This is a genomic window from Dehalococcoidia bacterium (genome assembly GCA_035528575.1).
Taxonomy (GTDB): Bacteria; Chloroflexota; Dehalococcoidia; order E44-bin15; family E44-bin15; genus DATKYK01.
This window is the reverse complement of the sequence record DATKYK010000017.1, coordinates 30,651-51,382: the sequence shown is the minus strand read 5'-3', so window position 1 is coordinate 51,382 and position 20,732 is coordinate 30,651. Positions and strand designations below refer to the sequence as shown.

Here is a 20,732-nt window from a genome sequence, read left to right as displayed (position 1 = left end):
GACGGATACGGATGGTTTTGTAGTGGGCTGAAGGATAGCTAGAAAACGAATATTAAAAAGCAAAAGTCAAAGGCAACGGTTGCAGAGCAAATATCTGATGTTGGTTATCGTTTATAACCGCTGGAATTGGGAACTTTGGTTTACGGGAAGCTAGCCCCGATGTGTCGGGGTGAGCTTTTTCTATTGTATGTTGTGTAGTGTTGGCAAACTAGCTAACTGACGCTACAGTGTGGAAGATATTCTAAGCCGATATCTGGGCATAACTCGACCTGAAATAGTCCCGATATTACCGGAAGGGGGTGATAGATGAGGTAACCTGAACGAGATAAGATTCGTTCCTTTTTGAAAGGGAGTGGATCTCTGGATCCAATTGATTAAGGAGGATAGATGAAAGGTAAATTACCAAGCATAATTATGGTGTTTGTGGCTGTTGCTATGGTTTTTAGCCTAGTTGCTGCCGTGGCAACAGTGGCGACAGTTAATGCTGATCCCGGTGCTGATAAATTCGACAGGATGGCGCTACCCAGCACCGCTGACTATCAGATGTTCCCCGATACCGATATCTGGGACATAACCGCCGCCGATGACGGCACCGTTTTCGCCATCGTCCAGGATACGAGTGGCGTACGCTGGACCCCCATGTCGTCGAACTTCCGTGTCTTCAAGTCCAATGATGGCGGCTATACATGGGACAAGCTGTGGGCTATCCCGGCGAACGAACCTACACAGGTTGCTACGGCTGCCGGGGTTCCGGTGGAGATCGTACCCCAGCCGGGCTACGATGACACCGATGCCGCCAACCAGGTGGTGTTCCTGGCGACCGACGACAACCTGTACCGCTCCTTGAACGGCGGCGGCAGCTTCACAAGGATCGTTCCCGAGTGCCCGGGGGTGGTTGACCCCAACCTTGCTATCCCGTACGACCTCATCACTTCGCTGGATGTTGCCGAGAACATTAATGTTCCCGGTACATATGTGGCAGTGGTGGGCACGGGCACTTTATTAGCAGGTGGTGAGGGCGTCTTCACCTGGAACGAGGACAACCTGCTCTCCTGGAGAGACAAGAAGGCAGGTAATTCCGTATACGGCACGGGCTACGAGGCCCTGGATGTGATGTTCTCACCGAACTACGCCGATGACGGCGTTATCGTTGCCATCCTGAATAACTGGATTGCTGGAACTGTAATCATGAGCTTCTGGGTAAGCAGTGATGGGCTCTGGAATGGCCCAACCCTCAGCGATGCGGTTTTAAGGATTGGGAATGTCCCATCCTCGGTTCCGGGTCTACTCGCGGCGAGGATGGATACAGCCGATGACTTCCATTACCTCAACAGCTCGTGGGTCTTCGCCTACGTTAATACCGCGCCTTTAGCCGGAGAGGTCTACGCTGTAAAAGCACTGGCGCCGCTAACCGGCCCATCCTTAGTGATGGCGAGAAATGCTGTCGCCTACGCCCGGTTCTCCGACATACTGTTTGACGGTACCTCCGGGGCAGGCACGTGCTATGTGGGCTCAGAATCAATGAACAACGTGGTTGAGGGGAAAAGCCTCACACTGTGGCCTGTATGGACGCCCGCCATCAAGTCGCCGGCTGGGTCATGGCCTATCTCGCTTGCCAACACCGGCGAGGCGGTCCTCGCTGCTACGATGACCGAGATAGGTGGTACCACCAGCGGCGTTTCCAAGCAGATTGCTGCAGCGACAGGTTCGGTCTATAACGGCGTTGGCCTCATGGATGACATCGCGGTGACCACCGACCTGGCAGGGACAATCTTCTTGGTCACCATGGCCTATTTAGAGGCATCGCCGAACTACGCCAATGATGACACGCTTTTCGTTACCACCGCTAGCGAGTGGTACCTCAATAACAATGCAGCAGGGTACGACCTGAGCCTGTGGCGTCAGGCCCCCACCGGCGCCAATGGCGCTATAGTGTGGGAGAGGCTGCTCCAGGAGGGCATCTCGAGATTCGGCCTCATACCCACTGGAAAGACAGCTATCGCCAACCCGGGGATATTCACAGCCGCAGGACTACCCGCTCTAACCTGGGTAGCGAAAGTAGACCCTGCGTTCCAGTATTCCAACATCATATTCCTGATGTCTGGTTTGCAGCCTGTGCCAGGTATGCTCATTGACAGGCTATGGTTCTCCGCAGATAGGGGCGATACCTGGCATCCCGTCAGCCAGATGGCACCTTCCACAGCTACCACTCTGAGCGAGCTCGGCTGGTGCGTGGTTGACAACAGCACCCTCCTCGTCGGCGACAGCGACGGCTGGGTCTACAAGACCACCAACCGCGGCAATAGCTGGACCGCTGGCGCCTTCACCAACGTGGGGGTGATTACCGACCTCAACGTCTCACCCATCTACAGCGAGGCCGGCGGTGTGGGTAGCGACATGGCCGTGATAGCCGGTGTCGCCTACACCGGTGTTGTCGGCTCTGCTGTCGGTCAGCCGAGTATCTGCACTGAGGTCTGGATTTCCTTCGACGGTGCAGATGACGACTTCACCATGATCTGCTCAGAGATGATGTGGGAGCCAAACTGGGGTGGCACCCTGGACGGTGTTCTGCTCTCCATGGCCAACTTCGACGCTGGCTGGGGAACCAACAGCATTGTCTACGGCGCTGCAAGCGGGGCAATGGCCGACTGGTGGTGGAACCCTGCAGGCGACAAAGTGACGCTCCAGGACACCGAAGAGGTCGGCGTCTACAGGGCTGTGGTCAACAAGGGTGATACCCAGGCAAGCACATGGGAGCTTCTATATGGAGCCGATGACTTCATCGCCGAGACAGCTACCCCTGAGGATGAGGCCATCATGTACCTTGCCCTCACCGACCTTTCTATAGGCGCTGATGGCACCATCTACGTCCCATTCTCCATATTCCTCGATGACTCGGTGGGAGTAATCACACCTAACTCCGTTATGCGCTTCACCGAAGGCGGGATGATACGCTGCCTCGACGGTGCTGCTACAGATACCGAGTGGGACATGGTTCCACAGGTACTGGGTCCCTACGATGGGCTGTGGCTCATGCCCGTTGTTCCCGGCACCGACAGCAACATCCTGTTCTCCGCTGCGTATGACGTATGGGACTGGCGCTTCAAGCTGGCGGCCTATGAGGATACGCTTTCCGGTGCGGGTCCGGCAGCCGGTACGAGTGCTCCTGCTAATGGCGCCACCGATGTGGGCACAATCTCAGGTAACGCGGTAAGCGTTGCACTATCATGGGCCTCTATCGGTGCCGACCAATACACTTTGCAGGTGTCCAGCGACAGCGCATTCACCTCGCCCATGACTACAACTACATCCGACCTTTCGGCCACGGTCAGCGGCCTGGAGCCAGGCGTTACCTACTACTGGCGAATGCGGGCTACTGAGCCGGTCAGGGGATCGTGGAGTGATGCTCTGTCCTTCACCACTGTAGCCACGCCGGGCACGGTAGCTCCCCAGCTGCTGAGCCCCAGTGCTGGCGCAGAAGGTGTCTCCTCAACACCAACATTCTCGTGGAGTTCTGTAGCCGGGGCCACCAATTACCAGATCCAGGTGGCAACCGACTCCAACTTCAGTTCTAAGGTGATTGATGAGACGACGTCTGCCACGGCCTATCAGTCAGGCGACGAGCTCGACAACGGCACCTACTACTGGAAGGTGAAAGCCGCGACCGATTGGAGCGGCGCTGGCGTCTTCACCGTTGGAGCTGTGCCAGGGGCAGGAACCCCGGCATGGGTCTGGGTGGTGATAGTAATTGGCGCCTTGCTGGTGATTGCAGTGCTCGTCCTTATCCTGAGGACGAGACGGGCAGTCTAAGCACTACGCTCAAGTTAGATAAGAATGCCCTCCGAATGTATTCGGAGGGCATTCCCTTTTTCTGTGCGCCACCTCCCCTTTATACTCCACACCTCACCTAATGTCATCGCCAGCCGCATGTGAAGAAGCCCAATAATGTCCCCGCCCACCCCGAGATGTTTTAATGCCATGACTATATCGGGGTCTCCCCTTAACACAACGACAGGAAAAATGCAACACCGCACAGAAAAGCATTGACAATAACTATATATTGTGCTACTATTACCAGAATAACCTATATAGTGTGCTTTATGGGCTTGACATGGTGCGTTATATATGTTATAAATGTCCAATGCTTGTAATACTGGGCTCGATGTGATAGTGTATACCCAATTGTAGGCGATACTCGTATATAGATACAATTGAAATGGGGGTGTATATGGGGTTATTTGAAAGGTATAAATAAGGACAAGATAATCCAGCAGAAATCTCCCTTTGGGGATGTGGGAATCTATAAATAAAGCAAAGAGGGTTATTATGAAAGCAAATAGAGCTAAGATATTTGGTGGGGTGATGGCGGTGGTGCTAGCGGTAACCCTGGCAGGTGTCGGTGTGGTACAGAATAGCGATCCCGCCTCCGCCGACCCGGGCAGACTCAAGTGGAACGAGATCCCCATCCCCCAGGAGGGAATGGATGGGGGCTACGCGTTGTGGGACGGCTCTGATGTAGGGCCGATAGCGGTATCCCCTGAGGGGGATACCATATTCGCCGCAGTCGTAAAAGCATCGGGTAATTGGACCATGATGGAGTCCACCGATGGCGGCTACAACTGGAGGGAGACCGGGCTCGTTGATAAGCTTGTTGAGACAGCGGATACAGGAGACATCGTGGACATAGCAGTCTCCCCAAACTGGGAGTATCAAGAGACGGTTCTGGTGGCAACCACCAATTATATATACACTTCCGATGACGGTAGTGTCAGCTTCAAGTTACCACTTGATATAGGTGGCAACATTCACTCTCTCGATGCGGCTCTTGATGAGTATGGAAATCCCACATATCTAGCGGGTACAGATAATGGCGTTTATCTTAAGAGGGAAGGGGCTTCATGGGACGAGCAAGGTGTAGGAGGCTCAGCCCTGGATGCAGCTTTCTCCCCTACCTATGCCAACGATGGCGGCTACAGCGGTTTTGGGCAGATCGCGGCAGTAGTCACCGACAGTTCGCAGACCATGGTTCGTTTCAGAGTCGGAGATGAGAATTGGGATGCTAGCATAAGCGATGCTACACTCTATGACCAGAAGGTGGGTTCTGGCAATATATCTTTCGAATCGAATCACGCATGCATGGCCTTCCCCGGTTCTTATAATGCGAGTACGCCAATCCTCTTTGTCGGCGTAGCTGGTACAGGAAATCAGGGCGATGCCTATAAAATAGAAGGTAGAGGACCAGTAGCGGTATCGTTAGCTACCGACCTCGATGTCAGGGACAATGACATTTTTGTAAAGACTCAGACTGATATATGGAGTATAGCAGTAACCGGCTATGTCGATGAGGCAACCGTTCTGGTGGGAACAGAGGCTCTCAACACTGGCATAACACCCAAACAGCACCTGGTCTATGTTAGTACCGATTGGGGCGAAAACTGGAAACCAGAGGATACAATTTACAGTAAACAGCCCACGGGGGAAGAAAAGGCAAATGTGATTATGGCACCCGGCGCCCAATATGTTAGCACGAGTGGGTCGGAGAGCGCCCTATCCGCATCAGCGGATGACGACATGTTGTACTGGAACCAGAGGGGCTTGATCGACACTGGAATCATCAAAATCAATGATGTGGCTCCCTCGCCAAACTACGCCGCAGATAGCAATCTGCTCATGGCTACGGTTTCTTGGGCCAGTACGACAAGCCTGTGGCAAACCACCGATATGGGTGCAACCTGGGAAAGGATTTACTGCTCTACTCTCACCGAGCAGCTTACCGAGCATCAATGTCTATTCGATATGGTTAAGCTTTGTCCAGCTTTCCCAACGGATGCTGGCATATTTGTTGCACAGAAGGATTACAGCCCATATATATACCGGTCAAATGATGGTGGCATTTCATTCCAAAAGGAGATAACTGCAACAGAGAATATCACCGCGTGGGAAGTTGTCGATATGAATAACCTGTTCACCGGCGCTGCCAGCGGCAGTGTACGGAAATGTAAAACCGGCACCGGCGGCGATAACTGGATCGATACCGTGAAGAGCGTGATAACAGGTGAAGTCACGTCGCTAGTAGCGGGGCCAGGACATGCCATACTGGCCGGCGATGACAACGGCAGAGCATATATTTGCGAAAATTACAACGGTGACTTTTCGTTCGAGCGAGTGGGCACCGGCCCAGGTGACAGTAGCGATGTAATCATAGTAGCCTTCGACAACGATTATGCCGACAATGACATTATATACGCCAGTTGCAACCCAAGCGGTGACATTTACCGCATCCGCATCGCCGTTAGTGAGAGTTTCTGGGATAATATAACTGGATATGGGCCAGCTACGGGCATAGACGCCACCGGCCTCGTGGTTACCGATGATAGCATCCTCTATGCCTCAGATATGAGAGCGGGTATGGGGGTGGCGCGAAGCGTTAATCCCACCTATCCCATGGGGGAGTCTGGCCTTGAATTCGAGATGATGGACACAGGGCTTCCCCCGAACACAACGCTGGATCTGCTAAGGGTAGCGCCCGGCTCCAGCATCCTTTTTGCGGTTAATGACGCGCCTTCTCCAGACCAACTTCTTACGTGCACCGATACCCTCACCGAAAAGGTGACTCTGGCAGCACCTGCTGATGGCGTTACCACCGGCTATATCCTCAAGGAGGGCGGTGCATATGCCGGGATGGCCAGGGTAATGCTTTCCTGGGAGGCGATGACCGGCGCCATAGATTACCAGTGGGAGATAGCTCAGGACGAGGAATTCAGAACCGTTGAGCAAGAAGGGAGTGGTGGTTTGGTGACAGGTGCCGTCCTCTGGCTGGGTAGTAAATACTACTGGCGGGTGAGGGTGAAAGAGCCGCTCCTGAGCCGATGGTCCGATACCCGGAGCTTCACCACATACATTGGTCCTGCTGCTGCTCTACCAATGCTGGAGAGCCCGAGTGCGGGACAGATAGATATGCCACTAAAAATAGTACTTGAGTGGACTAGCGTCATCGAGGCCGCCAAGTACGAGCTTGTGGTTGCCGAGGACTGCGATTGGGCTGACCTGTTGGTCGATAAGACCGGCTCCAACGCCCTGGGTTATGAAACAGTATACGTTATCCCCTCCGATAGCCTCAAGTATGACACTCACTATTGCTGGAAGGTAAGGGCTCTCAGCGAGACCAGCCAGTCACCTTGGAGCGATACCGGTACCTTTAGCACTATAGCAGAACCCGTTGAGGAGGAGGAGGAACCTACCCCGTTCTGGGTCTGGGTGGTGATTGGTGTCACATTGACGTTACTGCTAATACTTCTGGTCTCGTGGATCGTGCTCATCGCCAGGACAAGAATAGCCAGGTAATAGAAAGGATATAGATTATATAAAGCCCCCTCTACAGAATGTGGGGGCTTTATTTATCGCCGCGATAATAAAGCCATGTTCACTGTGATAGAAGAGAATCGGCTACGAAGCAATGCCAGCGTTACATTTGGGAGATTGGCTAATCGTGTGATTGGGTAACTTTAGGATATTATATTATTGGGTAGGTCGGAGCATCCGCTCCGACCCCTTTCATTGCAAGCCTCTAGTTGGGCCGAAGTTTCCCCCGATATAGGCCGAGGTGTCGGCCGACCTGTTGGCCTCGCAGTCTGGGAGTGCGGCAAGCCCCACATTGTATAATCCTGTCCATAATCCTCGTCATATGCCCCGTCCCCCGACACGTCGGGGTCCTCGCAACGACAGAGAAACACACCCCATACTGTCATTGCGAGCGCAGCGTGGCAATCACCAAGTTACATTTAGTGATTAGGGATTTGTGATTGGTAATTGGAGATTGGGGATGGTTGGTGGTTAATGCCCCTCGCAACGTATTATGAGGTTTCCGTCAATGGCCGCGGTAATCCAAAACCACCACCTGAGTCTCCTCAGATAGGCCCGCTCTGGTTATGGAGAGCCTGGGCTGGGCCCCGAGTCCAGCCTTTATCCCCATTTCCCTAAGAAAGCGTTCCACCGGCGCCAACTGGAAACGTACCGCCTCGGTCTGGAAATGCATGGGAATTACAATACCGGGCTGAAGCAGCCTTACTGTTTCTGCTGCGGTAACCGCATCGATGGTGGAAAATCCGCCAACGGGTACCATCAGCAACTCCACGCTACCTATCTCCGCCACCTGCTCCGTGGAAAGGGGATGCCCCAGGTCACCGAGGTGGCAAAGCTTCATATCCTCTATCTCGATGAGGTATACGGTGTTCCTCCCCCGCTCTCCCCCCTTCTCGGCATCGTGGAAGGTAGCTATACCGGTGATAAAAACGCCCGAGATCTCGTATTCACCGGGACCACGAACAATCTTCGGCTCACCGCCAACCCCTGAGGTGAAGCCATGCCCGGGATGGGGGTGGCTGGAGGTGACGATGTTTGCCTCGGGATTCCCCAGGGAGTAGCCAATGCTCTCATTATAGGGGTCAGTGAGCAGGGTGGCCCCCTTCCCCTTAATCCTGAAGCATGAATGACCCAGCCAGGTTATGTCGATTATCCTCACCCCCTGTGAACTTGTCTCAACCGCTCACCCCTGTGCGTCGGGGTCTGTACTCTCTACAGTAGCCTATATCGATAATGTACCAGGGTATCATGAAGGCCGATTTATCGGCCCTCATGATACCTTTTTGCAGCGATAGTGCGGGCAAAACTACCTTCCAAACCGGTTCAACAAAGCCCACCCCGAGGGCAAGGCCACTGCTGCCAAAACCAGCTTTAGCAAATCCCCTGGTATGAAGGGATAGAGCCCGATAGCGAGCACCGAATCTGCCGAAGCGAAGTGACCGAGCCAGATAGAGAGCCACGGAAGGCCGATAGCATATATTACGCTGTTGCCGATAAGCATCGCCAGGGCCATGCTCCAGGTGCGGCGGTCCCACCCCCGCTCCGCGAGGAATCCCACTACGAAGGCAGCGGCAACAAAGCCTACGAGGTAGCCTCCTGTGGGGCCCATGAGCACGGCGGGGCCCCCCTGCCATCCGGCAAAGATAGGGGCACCCATGGCTCCCATCCCTAAGTAGGTAAGCTGACTCAATGCGCCCCGCTTACTTCCGAGGAGTGCCCCGGCAATAAGCACGGCAAAGGTCTGCCCGGTTATGGGGACCAGGCCAATGTAGAAGGCAACCTGTGCACCGAGCGCGGTGACAGCGACGAAACCGAAGATGAGAAGCATATCGCGCGCCAGGGTTGCCCTGGGGAAGAGCACATCCACCATAGTAAGGGCTCTTACTTGCATTCACCACTCCTTTCTTTTTATTTTTCGCTCTATAAAAATCGTGTCAAGAAGAATGGGGGGCCTTACCGGTTAATATCTAGCTTCGGTCATCACGCTTAACCGGGCCTCCCGGCTGCCAGCGCAGCACCATCGCAGCCCAGGACAGGCCGGCACCAAAGGCAACCAGAACCGCCAGGTCGCCTGCTTTGAGCCTTTTCTGCTCGGCCGCTTCGCAAAGGGCCACTGCAGGCGATGCCGCCGACAGGTTCCCATAGTGCTCGAGATTCTTAAAAACCCTATCCTCGGGAATATCCAGTGCCTTTATTGCCGCCTTTGTGATGCGATCGTTTGCCTGATGAGGGATAAAGAGGTCTATATCCGATATATTGAGTCCAGCAGCATCTATCACCTGCTTTGAGGCTTCAGCCATGGCCCTAACCGCAAACTTGAATACCTCCCTCCCCTTCATAATCATATAGTAGCGCCTATCATTACTCACACTGGCTGGCAGGCCGCAGGGATGGTTAATGTATAGAAGGTCGGCACCCGAGCCGTCATTTCCCATCACAAAGCTCAGCATGTCTGTTGCATGTTCATTTGCTTGCACCACCACTGCCCCGGCGCCATCACCAAAAAGCACACAGGTTGATCGGTCTTCCCAGTTCATGGCACGGCTTATTGCCTCGCTCGCCACCACCAGGATATTCCGGTAGGCGCCTGCGGCGATATACTGATAAGCGCTAACCAGGGCATAGATAAAACCGCTGCACGCGCCAACGATGTCGAAGGCTGCGGCCTTCTTAGCACCCAGGGCATGTTGCACCAGTGCGGCGGAGGCTGGCATTATCCTGTCCGGGCTATTAGTTGCCACGATTACCATATCGAGGAGGTCTGGCGAAAGCCGGGCAACTTCAAGCGCACCCCGTCCCGCCGCTACTGCCATGGTCGATGCCGTTTCGTCATCAGCTACGATGCGCCGTTCCCTGATGCCGGTGCGGGTCACGATCCACTCATCTGAGGTATCCACTAGCCTCTCCAGGTCCTTGTTGGTAAGCACCCGCTGTGGCAGATACTTCCCCCACCCCGTTATCTGCGCGTGCAATACTTCATTCCTTCCGCTTATAAAACTTCTAAAAGTATACCAAAGCGGCACTATGGGGTCAAGCTGCCGTACTCGCCCGGAGAATAGGTTGTTTGTTTGATGGTTGATAGCTCATAGCCGATTTATTTACTTGAACTTCACGTTTCACGCCTCGTCAGCCTCTCGCTTAGCAGTTTGTCATCAACAGCAGCGGTCCTTCCCCCTGTCAGTGCGACCCTGACTTGGGCCGAAGCGTCGGCCGAAGTTAGCAGCTACTCAATCCTTAATCGTGGGCCTCGAAATGACGGGAAGCGCGGCGCTAAGCGAATAACCCACAGATCATAAGTAAAAAGGCGGAGGATATTCCCCCGCCCCATCTTCAATCTAGATTAAACCTCCTGGCTCACATAATAGTAGCCCTCGCAGTATGAAAGGAAACCAGGGTTGTCACAAAGCGCTATGGACTAAAAAAGCGATGCCTAGACTTCGCGGAACTCACCCTCCACGGTCCCTTCATCGCTCTTGGGTGGCTCCTCCTCGCCGGTAGGCGCTTCCTCCCCGGATGGCGGCGTTTGATATATAGAAGAGCCCACCTGCTGTAATATTGTCGATAGCTCCTGCATGGTGCGTTTCACCTCAGCTATGTCGCTCCCCTGAAGTGCTGAGCGCACCTGGGCGATCTTATCCTCGGCCTGCTGCTTGAGGTCTGCAGGCACCTTTTCCCCTTGTTCCCGGAGCGTCTTTTCTGCAGTATAGGCCAGGGTATCGGCCTGGTTTCTGGTCTCCACCTCCTCGCGGCGCTTGGCATCATCCGCAGCATGCTGCTCCGCCTCCCGCTGCATCTGCTCTATCTCCTTCTTGGAGAGACCGCTTGATGCGGTAATTACGATCTTCTGCTCCTTACCCGTACCTTTATCCTGCGCCTTAACGCTCACAATACCATCAGCATCTATGTCGAAGGTAACCTCGACCTGAGGCATACCCCGCGGAGCAGGTATAATGCCATCGAGCATAAACCGCCCCAGCGTCTTATTGTCAGCGGCCATGCTGCGCTCCCCCTGAAGCACATGGATCTCCACGCTAGGCTGGTTATCGGCAGCAGTGGAGAAGACCTGACTCTTCGCTGTGGGGATTGTAGTATTTCGGGAGATGAGCGGGGTCATCACCCCGCCAAGGGTCTCGATGCCCAGGGTGAGCGGGGTGACATCCAGCAAGAGCACGTCACCAACATCCCCCTTAAGCACCCCTGCCTGTATTGCCGCACCAACGGCTACCACTTCATCGGGGTCAACCCCCTTATTGGGCTCCCTGCCGAAGATTTGCTTCACCTTCTCCTGCACCAACGGCATGCGCGTCTGCCCCCCAACCAGTACCACCTCATCCAACTGAGTCGATTTAATGCCGGCATCTTCCAGCGCCTGCCGACAGGGTGCCATGGTCTGCTCTACGAGGTCACCCACCAGTTGCTCCAGCTTAGCCCGGGTAAGGTCTATGTTGAGATGCTTGGGGCCGCTTGCGTCTGCGGTTATAAAGGGAAGGTTAACCTCCGTCTTCTGCACCGTGGATAGCTCACACTTAGCCTTCTCCGCCGCTTCCTTAAGCCGTTGCAGCGCCATACGATCCTGCCGTAGGTCAATCCCCTGGTCCTTTTTGAACTCGTCGCACAGCCAGTTGGTGACCTTCTGATCGAAGTCATCGCCGCCGAGGTGAGTGTCACCATTGGTCGACTTCACCTGAAAGGTGCCCTCGCCCAACTCCAGAATGGATATATCAAAGGTGCCACCGCCCAGGTCATATACGGCAATGGTCTCATCCTTCTTCTTATCCAGGCCATAGGCGAGCGCGGCCGCAGTGGGCTCGTTGATTATTCTGAGAACCTCAAGCCCGGCGATCTTGCCCGCGTCCTTGGTTGCCTGGCGCTGGCTATCGCTGAAATAGGCAGGCACGGTGATCACCGCCTCGGTTATCTTGCCCCCCAGGTAGGCCTCGGCATCCGTCTTTATTTTCTGCAAGATCATTGCCGATATCTCCGCCGGGCTATAATTTTTATCTCCCATGACTACCCAAGCATCGCCGTTGTTGTCAATTATTCTATAGGGCAAAAGCTTTTTATCACGCTCCACGGAGTCCTCTTTGAACTTCCGCCCCATGAGGCGCTTTATACTAAAAATGGTATTATCAGGATTGGTAATTGCCTGTCGCTTGGCAACCTGCCCCATTAGCCGCTCCCCGCTCTTACTTACCGCCACTATCGATGGGGTAGTGCGACCACCCTCAGCACTGGGGATCACCGTAGGTTCCCCAGCCTCAATCACCGCAACACAGCTATTCGTTGTTCCCAGGTCAATGCCGATTACTTTACCCATTGTTCTCCTCCTGTACTTCCTCCTGAGATGTTTCTTCTTCCTCTTCTTTCTCCTTCAGACCCTTGCCTACCTTCACCATAGCAGGGCGCAGCACCCGATCATGAAGCATATATCCCTTCTGCAACTCCTCGATAACCTTCCCCTCTTCCCCATCAGCGTAGAGCGCCGCCTCATGAAAATTGGGGTCAAATGTCTCACCGAGGGCCTTGATCTCACTGAGCCCGTTACCCTCCAGCGTCGCTTTGAGCTTGCGATATATTAGCACGATGCCATCGACCCACGCGAGCCCGCTAAGCTTCTCCGAGACGTTATCCAGCGCCCGCCCCAGGTCATCCAGAACGGGAAGCAGGTTTAGCATAAGTGTAGCACTGGCAAGCATGACCATCTCGTTTCGCTCCTGCTCAGTGCGCCTCTTGTAATTCACAAAGTCCGCCTGAGCCCTTTGCCAACTGGCCAGATAGCCCTCAGCCCTGGCCTGCTCCTCGGCAAGCGCCGTTTTTAGCGATGCTACATCCTCTTCTTCTCCCTCTACCGCCTCACCCTCCTCTACCCGGGGCGTTTCCTCAGCACTAAGTTCATTCTCATCCATACCAATACCCCTGCCTACTTGCGCACCATATCCTACTGCCTCTCTGGACCGACATATAGCTCAGCGACCAGCTCACTTAAAAGCGAACCAACATAGCGCACCGAGGAGATCGCCCTGCCGTACGGCATTCGCGTGGGGCCAATCACGCCAAGGGCACCATTGACCTCGCCCGGAACGCCATACTGGGTGACCACAATACTGTACCCTTTCATTGCATCCTCGCGATTCTCCGCCCCAATAACTATCCGGACACCACCATCAACCACCATCTCTGGAAGCAGTGACCTGACCATGTCCCTGCTTTCCAGCATCTCCACAAGGCGCAGCATATTCTGGGCATGGGTAAACTCCGGCTGGGTTAATATATGACGTAGCCCCTCGATATATGGCTCCTCATACCTCCGCCTATCCTCATCCGCCATGACCTGCACAACCGCATTCTTAATGTGCTGTTCAATCGGGGAAAGAACCCCATCCTGTGCCAGAAGTTGAGCCACGGTCAAACCGTGAAACAGTGTGCCCAGCTTACCGGAAATAGCGCTAAGCTCCCCCTGCGATACCACCTTATCAAAGGCTATCAGTTGCTGCTTGAGCCTCGCCTCCTGAAGCAACAGGATTACAAGCGCGAGGGACTCCTGAAGCGCCACCAGCTCCAGGTGCTTGATGCGACACGACAGTGCCTTGGGGGAGGTAACAATGGCTACACTGCAAACCATGCGCGCCAGCAGGGAAGCAGCAAGATGGGTCCACTCCGACAGCTCTTGCTCCACTTGATGGAAGAGATGTGAGAGCATCCGCTGCTCATCCAGTGGGATCTCCTCTGCCTCCCGGACCACGGACTCCACATAGTGGCGATAGCCCTTATCTGAAGGTATGGCTCCCCCTGATATATGAGGCCGGATAATATATCCCTCCTCCTCAAGACGTGCCACCTCGTTGCGAACGGTGGCAGAACTAACCCCCAGCCCATGGCGTTCGACGATCGCCTCCGAACCCACCGGCCTGGCCATCGAGATATATTCACCAACGATAATATCGAGTATATTCCCTGTCCGCTTCGCTAACATGGCTCCTCACTCGTTAGCACTCTAAAGGCGAGAGTGCTAACAGCAATAATTTACTACCTTTTCCTCCCCTTTGTCAAGAGAAACTACCGTCTCTTTCTTAATGTTCCCTCCAGCGCAGGGAGATTATTAGCCATCTTAAACAGTGACTACTTCTTTGAAATCCATGCTTATTTTACTACACGAGGATAATATTTTAATACGACTTCTGTCACATTTTAATCATGCCATCAACCCTACAGTGTCTAATCAACCATAACCGAACAGTACCGCCGTGTACAAGCGCTTGTAATAAGGCCACGAGTGAATTATAATAAAATGTTAGCCTCTATCTATCTATGGAATTTGAAATATGGCGGTAAAACGAGATTACTATGAAGTTCTGGGCGTTAATCGGTCAGCCTCCGGTGAGAAGATAAAGCAGGCTTTCCGCAAGCTCGCTTTCCAGTACCACCCCGACCGCAACCGAGAGGATGGGGCAGCGGAGAGGTTCAAGGAGATTAGCGAGGCCTACGAGGTGCTCTCCGATCTCGAGAAGAGGGCAACCTACGATCGTTTCGGGCATGTCAGTGAGGGGTTTGGCAGAGGCTTCGAGGGCTTCGATATCTTCCGAGGCTTCGGCGACATCTTCGATACCTTTTTCGGCGGAGCTACCTCAACGGCGAGACGTGGCCCGCAGCGGGGAGCTGACCTTCGCTATAACCTTACCATCACCTTCGAAGAGGCGATCTTCGGGTGTGAGAAGGAAATCGAGATCCGGTGTATCGAGAATTGCTCCCAGTGTCACGGCGCTGGCAATGCGCCGGGTAGCCAGCCCTCAACCTGCCCCGAGTGTAATGGCACCGGGCAGGTGCGCCGGGTGCAGCGTAGCATTTTCGGGCAGTTCGTAAATGCCACCACTTGCAACCGCTGCGGGGGTGAGGGGAGTATTATCACCAAGCCCTGCCCCCAATGCCGAGGCTCGGGCAGGGAGGAGAAGGCGCGCCAGATCAATATCACTATACCTGCCGGGGTGGATAATGGCTCCCAGATCCACCTCAGCGGGGAGGGCAATGCCGGAACGCGGGGTGGAAATGCCGGGAGCCTCTACATTTCTCTTTCAGTAGAGGAGCACCAGTTCTTCAAGCGCCGCGGTGTTGACATCTTGTACGACCTGCCCATCAACTTCGCCCAGGCGGCGCTGGGCGCCGAGATCGATGTGCCCACAGTAGACGGCCCCTCCACACTCAAGATCCCCCCCAGAACGCAAACAGGAAAGCTCTTCCGACTCAGGGAAAAGGGAGTGCCTCATCTTCGGGGAGGAGGATGCGGAGACCAACTGATTATGGTTCATGTGGTCACCCCTGAGACCCTAAATGAGGAGCAGCACAGGCTATTCGAGAAGCTGGCGAAAACCATGGGCCCTGCGGTAATGCCCAAGGAGGAGAAGGGGTTCTTTCACAGGCTTAAGGACCTCTTTGAAACGTGACTCAGGGCGATTGAGTAAGGGAAATGCACCGCTTTTTTATCTCTCCGCAATGCATCGACAAGGAGAGTGTGGCCATCGAGGGAAAGCTGGTCCATCAGTTGAGTAATGTGCTTCGATTGCAGGGCGGTGACCACATCGTGGTCCTCGACGATACCGGCTGGGAGTATGAGGTATCGCTGGAAAGGGTGAGCAGGGATCATGTCACCGGCGTTATATGTGAGAAGAGACCGTCGGCTGAGCCATACACCAAAATAACACTCTATCAAGCGCTGCTCAAGAGCAGTAAGTTTGAATTTATTATCCAGAAATGTACCGAGCTAGGCGTTTCCTGCTTCGTCCCCCTGACCTGCGAGCGCTGTATCGCAGAACATCCCCAGGATAATAGGATTGAGCGCTGGCAGAGAATAATTATCGAGGCAGCGGAGCAATCGAAGCGGGGAAGGATCCCCAAGCTTGAGCCTGCATTGCTCTTTGAGCAAGCCTGCCGCTCGGCGATGGGTTTTTCCATGCTGGCCTGGGAGGGTGTAGTGAGTGATAGGGATAACGAAAAGGGGATAAAGATATCCGGACTGCGCGCTGCGTTGCAACACGAGATTCACCGGCAGGGGATTATATCAGGGAAAAATTCACTGTCGGTTAACCTCTTCATCGGTCCCGAGGGAGGATTCTCACCACTCGAAATGGAATTTGCCCGGGGTTGTGGCATTATCCCTATCAGCCTGGGAAACCGGGTGCTCCGAGCGGAGACCGCAGGCCTTGTCGCCGCCTCGATAATCCTTTACGAACATAGGGACATGGACCCCGTATAACATAATCTGCGCTTGCATGACAACAAACGACCTATGCTTATAGTGCGGTGTGTGTTATAGCTTGCGGGCGTTGGACACTTGAGACGTAATATCTACTCCCCAAGCATCTCACTCTTAAGCTCGCGCCCCATGAGTGTCGCCATAGCCTTAGTCACATCAAGCCACTCGAAGAGCACCCTGTACACCTGCTCTGTGATGGGCATATCCACCCCGTACTCCCGGGCCATCCGTCGGGCTGCAACAGTGGTACTAATCCCCTCAGCCACGTTTGTCATGGAAGCCGTTATCTCCGCAAGTGGACGCCCCTTGGCCAACTCCTGACCAACGAAGCGATTGCGACTGAGCGGGCTGGAGCAGGTAGCTACCAGGTCTCCCAGCCCAGCGAGGCCGGCAAAGGTAAGTGGATTGGCCCCCATCGCCACCCCTAGGCGGGAGATTTCCGCCAGCCCACGGCTCACCAATGCAGCCTTGGCGTTATCTCCATAACCCAAGCCATCGCTCAAGCCTGCCGCCAGCGCAACGATATTCTTCAGCGCCCCACCCAACTCCACACCGATAACATCATCATTAGTATAGACACGAAAGGTGGCAGAGGCCATTATCCCCTGAGCACGCTTAGCCACAGCGGTATCCTGGGCAGCAATAACCGTTGTCGCTGGCAGGCCATGGACGACCTCCATAGACAAGTTCGGGCCAGACAAGACACAGATATTGTGGCGATATGCAGGGTCGATCTCCTCAGAGATCACCTGGGTCATTCTCTTCGTGGTGTCCACCTCCAGCCCTTTGGCAGCGCTTAAAATCGGCACCCCTTTAGCGATATGCCCTTTCATTATCCTTACATTTTCGCGCATCCGCTGAGAGGGCACCGCCAGCACAACCAGCGAGGCACCCTGAAGCGCCTCCTCTATAACGCCGGTAGGTGAGAGCCCCCCGGGGAATGAGATGCCGGGCAGGCGGGTTTTGTTCTCTCCATCCCTGGCCAGCTGCTCAGCCTCCTCCACAGTCCTCGCCCAGAGCGCCACATCAATGCCCCTGCGGGACAGAATTACCCCCAGGGTCGTGCCCCAGCTTGTGGTACCGATGATGGCAACCTTCATCAAGCCTCCCTTTTTTTCAACGTTACGCTACGTCTGAATGGAAGCTTAGCTATTCTCTATAGATAAAGCCCCCAGGCATTAAGTATCTTGTAGTATAAAAAGCCTACCGCTTAGCATGAGAAGAGCCTATCTTCGGCTCAACGCCCGAAAGCAGCCTTCGTATGTTGCCCCGATGACGAAATATGATTATCGGCACCACGATTAAGCCAAAGACGATATGGGCAAATTCTGCTCCCGGCAAATCAAAAACGACGAACAAAATCATTGCTACCAGCACGGCAAGCGCTGCGAGCATGGAACCCAGTGATACATATCGAGACAGGCCGGTAACCGCTAGGAGGACGGCTAAAGCGATGAGGCCCGCCGGCCAGTACATCGTAAGCAGCACGCCAAAACCGGTTGTGACGCCACGCCCGCCTCTAAATCCAATAAATACCGGCCAGCTATGTCCGATAATGACGGCTACCCCTCCCGCCATGTGACCCCAGGCAACCATGTCGGGATAGGATGCGAAAAATGGCCAGGCAAGCGACACCGCAGCGGCCCCCTTCGCCATGTCGGCAAGGAAGACCAAGACCCCCGCCCTGGCACCCACCGTGCGCAGCACGTTGGTCATTCCCATACCGCCACTGCCGTAATCCCTGACATCTATACCCCGTGCCAACCTGCTCACAATGACACCGAAGGGGATTGACCCGATGAGGTAGCCCAAGATAACTAAGCCAATAAACCCCAAAACGATCACTTCTCACCCCTTCTTTTGAAGACCAGGCGCAACGGTGTCCCTTGAAAGCCAAAACTGCGACGCAGCTCGTTCTCCAGGTAGCGTTGATAGGAGAAGTGTAGTAGAGCCGTATCGTTAACCGAGAAGACGAAGGTGGGGGGGCTGGTCTCAGCCTGAGTGGCATAGAGTATCTTGAGCTTCTTCCCCGCCACCGCCGGTGGTGCATGGGACGCCACCGCATCACGAACCACGCTATTCACCAGTGCGGTGGGCACGCGCTTTTTTCGTTCTTCGAATATTTCTCTGGCGACATTAAGTACATCGCTCACACCTTCTCCAAACTTGGCAGAGGTATACAAAACAGGCACATAGGGCATAAACCTGAGCCGGTCTCTAACCACTCTGGTATACTGCCTGCGGTCCGCCGTCTCCGAAACCAGGTCCCACTTATTAACCACCAGCAGCATCCCCTTATAGGCCTGCCTTATGTAGCCGGCTATGTGGGTATCCTGAGCGGTTACTGGCTCTGTGGCCTCGGTTAGGAGCAGAGCCACATCGGCACGGCTTATGGCCCTGAGCGCCCGCGCGACGCTGTAGCGCTCTATACCAACCTCCACCCTGCCCCTCCTCCTTATGCCCGCCGTATCGATGAGCATCATTCGCTCGCCGCTGTGCTCAAATATAGTATCTATAGCATCCCGGGTCGTCCCCGGCGTCTCAGTAACAATGGCTCGCTCCTCGCCCAATATAGCGTTAAGCAGCATCGATTTGCCCACATTTGGGCGCCCCACGATGGCCACCTTCATAATCCCCACCTCCTCCTCCTCGGGTGGCAAGTGAGGCAAGCTTTCCACCACCCTATCGAGAAGCTCAGCGATGCCCAGGTCGTGGTAGGCGCTTACTGGGAGCGGATCGCCGAGCGCCAGTTCATAGAACTGAGCCGCCTCGTAGCAGCGCTTCTCGTTATCAGCCTTATTGGCCACGAGCAACAGTCGCTTGCCTGAGCGCCTGAACACCTCGGCCAACTCCTTGTCCACGGTGGTCACGCCATCGAGAACATCTACTAAAAAAATGATGATATCGGCCTCTTCGATGGCTACCGCCACCTGGCTTTTCACCCTCTGGACAATATCGCTGGGCGGGTTGAGCAAGAGGCCGCCGGTATCCACTATAGTGAAAGCGCTTTCCTTCCAGGCGATGTCGGCATAGAGGCGATCGCGGGTAGTGCCCGGCTCATCCTCAATAATGGATAAACGCTCGCCCACCAGCCGATTAAACAGGGTAGACTTGCCCACATTGGGCCGCCCAACGATGGCAACGATTGGCCTGGTCATTTTAGAAGCTTCGCCAGTATCGCCTTCTGCATGTGAAGCCGGTTTTCCGCCTGGTCGAAGACCACCGACTGCGGCGATTCCAACAGCCCCTCGGCTACCTCCTCGCCATGATGCGCCGGCAGGGGGTGCATGAAGATGGCATCCCGTTTTGCGAGTGCGAGTAACCGCCCGTTTACCTGATAGCGAGCGAAAGCCACCCGGCGACGCTTCGCCTCAGCCTCCTGCCCCATGCTGGTCCAGACATCGGTGTATAGCACATCGGCATCCTCGACCGCCTTCTTCACATCTTCCGTTACCAGTATTTCGCCCCCGCACTTTTGAGCCCGGGCGAGGACTTCCTGCTTTGGCCCGTACCCTTTCGGTGAGGCGATGCTAAATTTCGTTCCGGTAAGGGAGCAGGCAAGGAGCAGGCTATTGGCAACATTATTGGCATCTCCGATATAGGCAACGCTTATCCCTTCAAGCCCCCCCTTCTTCTCATGGATGGTGAGCAGATCCGAGAGAGCCTGGCATGGGTGCTCCTCATCTGTGAGGCCGTTAATTACCGGGACGGTAGCGTGCTTCGCCAGAAGCGCTACGCTCTGGTGAGCGAAGGTTCGGGCAACGATGCCATCGACATAGCGAGAAAGTACCCGGGCCACATCTGCGATGGGCTCCCGCTCCCCCAGCCCAACCTCTGCCTGAGAGAGCATGAGCGAGTGCCCGCCGAGCCGATTCATGGCCACATCGAAGCTCACCCGCGTGCGCAGCGAGGGCTTTTCGAAGATAAGCGCCAGTATCTTCCCCTCAAGCATTGGCTTAGTGCCTCCCCGCTTCAACTTAAGGGCGCTCTCAATCAGGTGCTGTATTTCGGCAGAATTGAGATCGGCTATAGAAATAAGGTCTTTCATCTTTTTCCCTATCAATATGCCACACAAGTATATCACAGTCAAATTCGAAACGACTATTTCCCACTGCCCCATACC

Annotated in this window: 14 protein-coding genes; 4 read left to right on the top strand and 10 right to left on the bottom strand. The window is 54.7% G+C overall.

Features of this window, described 5'->3' with window-relative positions; all coding sequences use genetic code 11:
* Positions 1-387: 387 nt before the first annotated feature.
* Together VMX96_03310 and VMX96_03305 are read left to right on the top strand one after the other, a co-directional pair.
* Positions 388-3,810 carry a hypothetical protein gene (locus tag VMX96_03310; protein ID HUU62932.1) on the top strand — a complete coding sequence of 1,141 codons (3,423 nt, stop codon included), beginning with the start codon at positions 388-390 and terminating at the stop codon, positions 3,808-3,810.
* Between the two features lie 516 nt (positions 3,811-4,326).
* Entirely contained in the window at positions 4,327-7,344 is a 3,018-nt protein-coding gene (locus VMX96_03305) for a hypothetical protein (GenBank protein HUU62931.1), read from the top strand.
* A gap of 523 nt (positions 7,345-7,867) precedes the next feature.
* On the opposite strand, the gene VMX96_03300 is transcribed toward VMX96_03305, so the two are convergent.
* The 6 genes from VMX96_03300 to hrcA all read right to left on the bottom strand — a co-directional run bounded on the left by VMX96_03300 (position 7,868) and on the right by hrcA (position 14,335).
* The gene (locus VMX96_03300) at positions 7,868-8,521 is read right to left on the bottom strand and encodes an MBL fold metallo-hydrolase (protein ID HUU62930.1); all 654 of its coding nucleotides are present in this window, start codon (positions 8,519-8,521) and stop codon (positions 7,868-7,870) included.
* Positions 8,522-8,668: 147 nt separating this feature from the next.
* Positions 8,669-9,253, bottom strand: coding sequence for a biotin transporter BioY (locus VMX96_03295; protein HUU62929.1), 585 nt, complete (start codon positions 9,251-9,253; stop codon positions 8,669-8,671).
* 76 nt (positions 9,254-9,329) lie between these two features.
* Positions 9,330-10,334 carry a beta-ketoacyl-ACP synthase III gene (locus VMX96_03290; GenBank protein ID HUU62928.1) on the bottom strand — a complete coding sequence of 335 codons (1,005 nt, stop codon included), beginning with the start codon at positions 10,332-10,334 and terminating at the stop codon, positions 9,330-9,332.
* Between the two features lie 458 nt (positions 10,335-10,792).
* A complete protein-coding gene (gene dnaK, locus VMX96_03285; GenBank protein ID HUU62927.1) occupies positions 10,793-12,679 on the bottom strand; it encodes a molecular chaperone DnaK in 1,887 nt (628 codons plus the stop codon).
* Positions 12,672-13,268, bottom strand: a complete 597-nt coding sequence (locus VMX96_03280) for a nucleotide exchange factor GrpE (GenBank protein ID HUU62926.1) — start codon at positions 13,266-13,268, stop codon at positions 12,672-12,674. Before VMX96_03280 ends, dnaK begins: the two co-directional genes overlap by 8 nt.
* A gap of 32 nt (positions 13,269-13,300) precedes the next feature.
* A complete protein-coding gene (gene hrcA, locus VMX96_03275) occupies positions 13,301-14,335 on the bottom strand; it encodes a heat-inducible transcriptional repressor HrcA (GenBank protein ID HUU62925.1) in 1,035 nt (344 codons plus the stop codon).
* A gap of 349 nt (positions 14,336-14,684) precedes the next feature.
* On the opposite strand from hrcA, the gene dnaJ reads away from it, so the two are divergent.
* Positions 14,685-15,800: a molecular chaperone DnaJ gene (dnaJ, locus tag VMX96_03270; protein ID HUU62924.1), complete on the top strand. Its 1,116-nt coding sequence runs from the start codon at positions 14,685-14,687 to the stop codon at positions 15,798-15,800.
* Positions 15,801-15,823: 23 nt separating this feature from the next.
* A complete protein-coding gene (locus VMX96_03265) occupies positions 15,824-16,609 on the top strand; it encodes an RsmE family RNA methyltransferase (protein ID HUU62923.1) in 786 nt (261 codons plus the stop codon).
* Positions 16,610-16,701: 92 nt separating this feature from the next.
* Here the strand turns inward: VMX96_03265 and VMX96_03260 are convergent, their stop codons facing one another.
* From VMX96_03260 to argF, 4 genes are all read right to left on the bottom strand, one after another.
* A complete protein-coding gene (locus VMX96_03260; protein ID HUU62922.1) occupies positions 16,702-17,709 on the bottom strand; it encodes an NAD(P)H-dependent glycerol-3-phosphate dehydrogenase in 1,008 nt (335 codons plus the stop codon).
* A gap of 103 nt (positions 17,710-17,812) precedes the next feature.
* Positions 17,813-18,454 carry a glycerol-3-phosphate 1-O-acyltransferase PlsY gene (gene plsY, locus VMX96_03255; protein HUU62921.1) on the bottom strand — a complete coding sequence of 214 codons (642 nt, stop codon included), beginning with the start codon at positions 18,452-18,454 and terminating at the stop codon, positions 17,813-17,815.
* Positions 18,451-19,767, bottom strand: a complete 1,317-nt coding sequence (der, locus tag VMX96_03250) for a ribosome biogenesis GTPase Der (protein HUU62920.1) — start codon at positions 19,765-19,767, stop codon at positions 18,451-18,453. Before der ends, plsY begins: the two co-directional genes overlap by 4 nt.
* The gene (argF, locus tag VMX96_03245) at positions 19,764-20,657 is read right to left on the bottom strand and encodes an ornithine carbamoyltransferase (GenBank protein HUU62919.1); all 894 of its coding nucleotides are present in this window, start codon (positions 20,655-20,657) and stop codon (positions 19,764-19,766) included. Before argF ends, der begins: the two co-directional genes overlap by 4 nt.
* Positions 20,658-20,732 lie beyond the last annotated feature (75 nt).

Excerpts from the sequence above, each read along its gene's own strand:
- VMX96_03310 (HUU62932.1), top strand. The coding sequence starts at position 388 with ATGAAAGGTAAATTACCAAGCATAATTATGGTGTTTGTGGCTGTTGCT.
- VMX96_03305 (HUU62931.1), top strand. The coding sequence starts at position 4,327 with ATGAAAGCAAATAGAGCTAAGATATTTGGTGGGGTGATGGCGGTGGTG.
- VMX96_03295 (HUU62929.1), bottom strand. The coding sequence starts at position 9,253 with ATGCAAGTAAGAGCCCTTACTATGGTGGATGTGCTCTTCCCCAGGGCA.
- dnaK (HUU62927.1), bottom strand. The coding sequence starts at position 12,679 with ATGGGTAAAGTAATCGGCATTGACCTGGGAACAACGAATAGCTGTGTT.
- VMX96_03280 (HUU62926.1), bottom strand. The coding sequence starts at position 13,268 with ATGGATGAGAATGAACTTAGTGCTGAGGAAACGCCCCGGGTAGAGGAG.
- hrcA (HUU62925.1), bottom strand. The coding sequence starts at position 14,335 with ATGTTAGCGAAGCGGACAGGGAATATACTCGATATTATCGTTGGTGAA.
- dnaJ (HUU62924.1), top strand. The coding sequence starts at position 14,685 with ATGGCGGTAAAACGAGATTACTATGAAGTTCTGGGCGTTAATCGGTCA.
- VMX96_03265 (HUU62923.1), top strand. The coding sequence starts at position 15,824 with ATGCACCGCTTTTTTATCTCTCCGCAATGCATCGACAAGGAGAGTGTG.
- VMX96_03260 (HUU62922.1), bottom strand. The coding sequence starts at position 17,709 with ATGAAGGTTGCCATCATCGGTACCACAAGCTGGGGCACGACCCTGGGG.
- der (HUU62920.1), bottom strand. The coding sequence starts at position 19,767 with ATGACCAGGCCAATCGTTGCCATCGTTGGGCGGCCCAATGTGGGCAAG.
- argF (HUU62919.1), bottom strand. The coding sequence starts at position 20,657 with ATGAAAGACCTTATTTCTATAGCCGATCTCAATTCTGCCGAAATACAG.